Here is a 639-nt window from a genome sequence, read left to right as displayed (position 1 = left end):
AACAGTTGGCCGAATCGGTGCGCACCGGTGGGCAGGCCGCCTTTGTGGTGATCACCGAGGACCGCGGACTGCGCTTGAGCCACCCAAACCCGGCCGAGATCGGCCAACTGGTCTCCACCGATCCGGTGGCGCTGACCGGCGTTGAAAGTGTGGCCCGGGAACACGTAACGTTGGGCGAATCGGTGCGCGCCAAGGTGCCGATCCGCACCGCAAATGGCGAGGTGATCGGCGAGGTATCTGTCGGTGTAGCCACCGAATCGTTGACCGGTGCGTTGGCGGCGTCCTTTGGCTGGATTGTGCTCTTCGCCTTGCTGGCTGCCCTGTTGGCAACCTTGGCAGGGCGATTCACCGTGCGTACGCTCAAACGCCAAACCCTAGGTCTGGAACCAGCCGAAATCGCCCAGTTGGTCCGCGACCAGCAGGCGGTGCTCTACGGCGTTAGCGAGGGCGTGATTGGTTTGAGCCCCGATGGCATCATCACCGTGCGCAATAAGGCCGCCCGCCAGCTTCTGGGACTTCCGCACCGTACCGAACTGGCAGATATTATCGGCCGGCACTACGAGTCGGCGGGACTGGATTCGCGGTTGGTGAAAGCGATTAAAGAGCATGAACGTGCCCCGATCAGGCTGGAAGCCAACT

The 639-nt window shown here is 62.4% G+C and carries 1 pseudogene; it reads left to right on the top strand.

What is annotated here, in order from left to right:
• A pseudogene (locus Q7C21_RS22400) lies at positions 1-639 on the top strand (hypothetical protein); the annotation flags it as partial.

The organism is Pantoea sp. ANP04 (assembly GCF_041982285.1).
GTDB lineage: Bacteria > Pseudomonadota > Gammaproteobacteria > Enterobacterales > Enterobacteriaceae > Pantoea > Pantoea eucalypti.
Note: the sequence above shows the minus strand (reverse complement) of the source record. Positions and strands in the feature narration are given on the sequence as shown.